Source organism: Streptomyces sp. NPDC001880 (assembly GCF_053594575.1).
This window is the reverse complement of record NZ_JBSFET010000078.1, coordinates 23,168-29,167: the sequence shown is the minus strand read 5'-3', so window position 1 is coordinate 29,167 and position 6,000 is coordinate 23,168. Positions and strand designations below refer to the sequence as shown.

Below are 6,000 nucleotides of genomic sequence, written 5' to 3'. Positions count from 1 at the left end.
CAGCTCCACAACGGAACCCTCGACTTCCGCACCTTCGGCCACTTCGACGCGAAGACCCCCGCCGACGCCGCACTCGACGCCATGATCGCCGACACGGGCGTCCACCGCATCGAGGCCCACACCGACCTCCTGTTCACCAAGCGCCACCTCTTCAACCGCTCGAACATCGAACTCGACTTCGGCGGCCACCGCATACGCACCGAAGGCATCGAGAAGAACACCCACGACAACCCCTTCGGCGCCGTCCTCTCCTTCCGCGGCACCGTCACCGACACCACCGTCCGGCACGCGCTCTCCGGCAAGGTCATCGAGCTCACCGACACCTTTCCGGTCCCCGATGCCAAGGCGTTCGAGGTCGGTCAGTGGTGGTCCGTGCAGGTCGCCCCGGTCGCCGGCGGCGGCGGTGACGAACGCGAGCTGCAGAAGCTGGTCGAGATCACCGAGATCGTCGACGCGGGACACATCCGGATCGGCTACCTCAACGGCTGGGAACTCGCCGAGGGCCGCGAACTCACCTGGACCCGTATCGAACCGGTCCGCAACACCCACATCCGCAACATGGTCTTCGAGGGCGCCGGCCCCGACGAGTACACCGGCTCCCACCCCGTCAGCTTCGAGTACGCCGTGGGCTGCGACGTCTCCGGGATCCATGCCACCGGCACCTTCTGGCCGGTCATCATGCGCCGCTGGTGCACCCGCTTCCGCACCGAGGAGTGCTCGCTGAAGAACCCGCCCACCGTCGAGTACGGTGGCGCGGGCTATCTCACCCAGCAGATCTACTGCCTCTACGGGCGGGTCGCGGACTGCACGACCAGCAATGTGCGCCACCTCAACGACCTCACCGCCTCCGCCTACTGCACCGTCGTGAACTGCCACGGCGACGGCGACGACGCGGGCGGCAATCCCTTCACCACGCACGGGCAGTACGAGCACGACCTGCTCTTCGACGGCAACTCCGGTCTGATGGACATCGCCAACTCCGGTGCTCAGTGGGGCATTTCCGCCAAGCGGATCACCGTGCGCAGACATGTCTGCTCCTGGTTCACCGCCAACACCAGGATCACCGATCTGACCCTCGAAGACATCACGGTGATCGCGCGCCCCACCTTCGACCAGGCCGGAACCCTCACCGTCAACGCCGACGGCGCCCAGGTGCGAGGCTGCACCGCGAAGACCTTCGCCGTCGCCCAGCGCTCGGCCCGCTCCACCCGGCCGACCACCGTGAGCGACTGCTCCTTCGAGCCGCCCGCGGGCGCCGTCCTCGTCCAGACCCCGGTCACCGCGCCGGTGCACTTCGTGCGCTGCACGTTCAAGGGCGTCGACGGCGCGATCCTGCGCGGGGCGGGGCCCGTCCACTTCACCGACTGCACCGTCACCGGCACCGAGAACGCGGCCCCGCTCTCGGTCGGATCCGCGGATCTGCGCATCGACGGCGGCAGCTTCGACAACACAGGTATCGAACTCAGTGCCGTGCGCGACCAGCGGATCACCGTCATCGGCGGCGCCCGTCTCACCGGCAGCAACAAGGCCAGGGCACTGCTCGGCCGTGTCGCCGGTCCGGGAAGGGTGACCTGGGACCTCGGCGCGTTCAGCAGCGCCGCCTCCGGCGCGGACACCGCCCATGTCCGCATCGACGAGGGCACCAACCACTACGCGGCGACCGGAGCCCGCTTCACCGGCGGCACGCTCCACCTCGCCCCCGGCGCGCTGGAGTCGGTCCTGCACACCGCGTGCGTGGAGGACGGGACGAAGCGCGGCGCCATGCCCGCGAACGGCGACAAGGTGCGCACGGACGGGAACCTGATCCTGTGACCGCCGTGATCCGCACCGCGACGGCGGCCGACGACCCGGCCCTGGCCGCCCTGTGGCGGCAGTGCTTCGACGCCCCGCAGATCGTCGGCCTGCACGCCCTGGACCCGGACCGCCACCGGCACACCTTCGTCGCGCAGAACGCCGAGGGGGACGGGATCGACGCCGTCGTCGTCTACGTACCGAGGCTGATCCGCGACGCGCACGGCACCCCGCGACGGGTCGGCGGCATCGGCAGCGTCGCCACCCGCCCAGAGGCCCGGGGACAGGGGCTGGTGCGGCGGCTGCTGGAGGCGGCTGAGCACACCATGCGGGCCGAACAGTGCGACTGGTCACTGCTGTTCACCGGGACCCCGGGCGTCTACCGGGGCTCGGGCTGGCAGGAGTTCGCGAGCACGCGCACCGAGGGGATGCTCACGCCCCCTTCCGCGACCGGGGAGTTCCGGATTCGCGAGGCCACCGCCCGGGACGCCGCGGAGGTGGCCGCGCTGCACCACGCGTACAACGCGGACAGGCCGCTCAGCTCGGTGCGGGCGCCCGAGGACTGGGCGGTGCGGGTGCCCGCCTGGTACGGCCCGCTCGACCGGTCACTCGTGGCCGAGGACCCCGGGTCGGGGGCGCTCGTCGGCTGGATGGTGGCCCAGCACGAGGGGGAGTGCGTGGAGGTGCGCGAATTCGCGGGCGCGCCCGGGAGCCTGGGCCCGTTGTTCGCCGCCGTCGGCGAACGGGGCCGGGCGGCGGGCCTGGACCGGGCCCGGGTCCGGCTCCCCGACGACCCGGAGGTCCGGGCCGCGCTGCCGTACCTGCTGGCGGACGCCCGGCAGGTGACGGAGCGCGTGGGGATGGCCCGCCCGCTGCACGCCCGCGCGGACGCCGTCCGGGCCACGGTCACAGCACCCGGCGCGGTGCACTGGTACGGCGACTGCTTCTGAGGGCCGGGCGGGGCGCCGTCAGCGATGCGGTGCGAGCAGACAGCGCCCCACCGGCCCGGCCCCCGCGTCCGTCCGCTTTGTGAACTCCTCGGCCGGCAGCGGCACATCACGCAGCGCCACAGCCCGGCGCCGCCGGCCAGGCCGCCTTTCGGGCCCCGGACGGCGCCGACGGACCCCGGGGTCATCGGAACGGGCGAACGGCCGCGACACACACCCGTGCCGGGCGCGCGGCCGGCCGCCGTTCCGGTACGGGGCCGCGGGTCGCGGCGCCCGGCACGTTACCTCGCGGCGTTGCCGAAACGCCCGGACAAGTCCGCTGTCAGGAAGCTCCGGCGCCTTGCGATGCACCGCACCGGACGCCGCGCCCGGTCCGATCCCCATCCGCCGGACAGGCCCTACGCCTCGTGCTTCGACATCCGCCGGACAGGCCCTACGCCTCGTGCTTCGACGCCTGCTCGTCGTAGGCCGAGGTGCCCGAGTCCAGCAGCGGCTCCTGGGTCTTGAGGTGGGCCGGGGCGAAGGCGCGCAGCACGTGATAGCCGGTGATCACCACGATGGTGCCCAGCGCGATCCCGCTCAGCTCGAAGTTGTCGGTGATCTTCAGGCTGACCCCGCCGACGCCGATGATGATGCCCGCGGCGGCGGGCACCAGGTTCAGCGGGTTGCGCAGGTCGACCTTGGCGTGCAGCCAGATCTGGGCGCCGAGGAGGCCGATCATGCCGTAGAGGATGACGGTGATGCCGCCGAGCACACCGCCGGGGATGGCAGCGACGACCGCGCCGAACTTGGGGCAGAGGCCGAAGAACAGGGCGAAGCAGGCGGCGGCCCAGTACGCGGCGGTGGAGTAGACACGGGTCGCGGCCATGACGCCGATGTTCTCCGAGTACGTGGTGTTCGGCGGACCGCCCACCGCGGTCGACAGCATCGACGCCGCGCCGTCCGCGGCGATCGCGGTGCCCAGCTTGTCGTCCAGCGAAGCGCCGGTCATCTCGCCGACGGCCTTCACATGACCGGCGTTCTCGGCGATCAGTGCGATGACCACCGGCAGGGCGACCAGGATCGCCGACCACTCGAAGCTCGGCGCGTGGAAGGAGGGCAGCCCGATCCAGTCGGCCTCGGCGACACCCGACAGGTCGAGCCGCCAGTGGTCCACGGCCTCGGTGCCGCCGACCGGGGAGTGGATCTTGCCGAAGATCCGGTCGAGAACCCAGGACAGCACGTACCCGAAGACCAGGCCGAGGAAGATCGCGATGCGCGAGAAGAAACCGCGCAGGCACACTACGGCCAATCCGGTGAACAGCATCACCAGCAGCGCCGTCCACTGGTCCTGTGGCCAGTAGGTCGACGCGGTCACCGGAGCCAGGTTGAAACCGATCAGCATGACGACGGCACCTGTGACGACCGGCGGCATGGCCGCGTGGATGATCCGGGCGCCGAACCGCTTCACCGCGAGACCGGCGAGGAAGAGCGTCACGCCGACGGCGAAGACCGCACCGGTGACCACGGCGCTGCTGCCGCCGCTCGCCCGGATCGTCGCCGCGACCCCGACGAAGGAGAGCGAACAGCCGAGGTAGCTGGGCACCTGGCCGCGCGTGGCCAGCAGGAAGATGGCCGTCGCGACACCCGACATCATGATCGCCAGGTTCGGGTCCAGTCCCATCAGCACCGGAGCGACGAATGTCGCAACCCATGTACATCACTGGATGTATCCCGGATTGCTCACGGTTTTGACGTGAGAAGCGGAAAAGTGGCCCGAAGGAGGCGTACGGGCGGCTGTACGGGTAGGCCACGCGCCTGGGTCAATGCAGGTCATCAGCTGAACGTCTTGTACTTTCCTTCGGGACGTTCACGAACGGAGAGTGCAAAATGGCGGGTTTTGGCTGGAAGCTGCATGGGGATGGTCGGCACCTGAAACCAGGTGAGGTCGTCCGGCCGGATGAGCGGCTCACCTGGACCCGGACGATCGGGCTCGGCGCCCAGCACGTCGTGTCGATGATCGGGGCCTGTTTCGTCGCCCCTGTGCTCATGGGCCTGAATCCGAGCCTCGGCCTCATGGCGTCGGGCGTCGCCACCCTGCTCTTCCTGCTGATCACGCGAGGCCGTGTCCCCAGCTACCTGGGCTCGTCACTCTCCTTCGTCGGCGTCGCCGCGGTTATCGGCAGTCAGGGAGGCGGACCGGCCGAGGTGACCGGCGCGCTGTTCGTGGTGGGCCTCGCTCTCACCACGGTCGGCATCGTGGTTCAGCGCCTGGGCGCCAGGATCATCCACGCGGTGCTCCCGCCGGCGGTCACCGGTGCTGTCGTGATGCTGATCGGCTTCAACCTCGCCCCGGTCACCGCGGCCACCTACTGGCCGCAGGACCAGTGGACCGCACTCGCCACGATGCTGTTCACCGGCCTGGCACTGGTGGTGCTGCGCGGTTTCTGGTCGCGCATCGCGATCTTCTTGGGCCTGGCCTTCGGCTACGTGCTCTCCTGGATCCTCGACGCCACCCTGGGCAAGATCCATTCTGCTGACGCCAGCGGCAAGGTCGTCGATCACTGGCGCCTCGACCTGACCCCCGTCAAGGAGGCCGACTGGATCGGCTTCCCCGATCTGCACGGTCCTTCCTTCAGCGCGTCCGCGATCGTCGTTGCCCTGCCCGTCCTGATCGCCCTCGTCGCCGAGAACGTCGGCCACATCAAGGCAGTCGGTGAGATGACCGGCGACCCGCTGGACGACAAGCTCGGTACCGCCATCGCGGCGGACGGTGCGGCCACCATGGTCTCCACGGTCGTCGGCGGCCCGGCCACCACTACGTACGCCGAGAACATCGGTGTCATGGCCGCCACCCGTGTCTACTCGACCGCCGCCTACATGTGTGCTGCGTTCTTCGCCCTGCTGTTCGGTCTCTGCCCGAAGTTCGGTGCGTTCGTCGTCGCCATCCCGGGCGGCGTGCTGGGCGGTATCACTGTCATCCTTTACGGCATGATCGGTCTGCTCGGCGCTCAGATCTGGGTCCGCAACAAGGTTGACTTCAGCCAGCCGCTCAACCTGATTCCGGCCGCCGCCGGCGTCATCGTCGGCATCGGCGACGTATCGCTGAAGATCACCGACAACTTCGAGCTCAGCGGCATCGCCCTCGGCACCCTCCTGGTGCTCACCGGCTACCACTCCCTCCGTTGGCTCTCCAAGGCTGCGGGCACGCCGCAGGGAGCGCTGCTGGACGGGGGCGCGACGAGGTACGACGACTCAGAGGCGTAAGGAGGAAAACGCGCGC

3 protein-coding genes and 1 pseudogene are annotated in these 6,000 nt (G+C 69.9%); 3 read left to right on the top strand and 1 reads right to left on the bottom strand.

What is annotated here, in order from left to right; all coding sequences use genetic code 11:
• Both ACWCQ6_RS28660 and ACWCQ6_RS28655 read left to right on the top strand, forming a co-directional pair.
• Window positions 1–1,812 (top strand): peptidase C14 (locus tag ACWCQ6_RS28660; protein WP_451094015.1); only part of this gene is annotated, 1,812 nt, incomplete at its 5' end.
• Window positions 1,809–2,741, top strand: a complete 933-nt coding sequence (locus tag ACWCQ6_RS28655) for a GNAT family N-acetyltransferase (RefSeq protein WP_451094013.1) — start codon at window positions 1,809–1,811, stop codon at window positions 2,739–2,741. The genes ACWCQ6_RS28660 and ACWCQ6_RS28655, both read left to right, overlap by 4 nt.
• Before the next feature lie 430 nt (window positions 2,742–3,171).
• On the opposite strand, the pseudogene ACWCQ6_RS28650 reads toward ACWCQ6_RS28655, so the two are convergent.
• A pseudogene (locus ACWCQ6_RS28650) lies at window positions 3,172–4,425 on the bottom strand (uracil-xanthine permease family protein); the annotation flags it as partial.
• Between the two features lie 182 nt (window positions 4,426–4,607).
• Here ACWCQ6_RS28650 and ACWCQ6_RS28645 point away from each other — a divergent pair.
• A complete protein-coding gene (locus ACWCQ6_RS28645; protein ID WP_451094011.1) occupies window positions 4,608–5,984 on the top strand; it encodes a uracil-xanthine permease family protein in 1,377 nt (458 codons plus the stop codon).
• Window positions 5,985–6,000: the final 16 nt, after the last annotated feature.

Coding starts and splice junctions, on each gene's coding strand:
- ACWCQ6_RS28645 (WP_451094011.1), top strand. CDS start 4,608: ATGGCGGGTTTTGGCTGGAAGCTGCATGGGGATGGTCGGCACCTGAAA.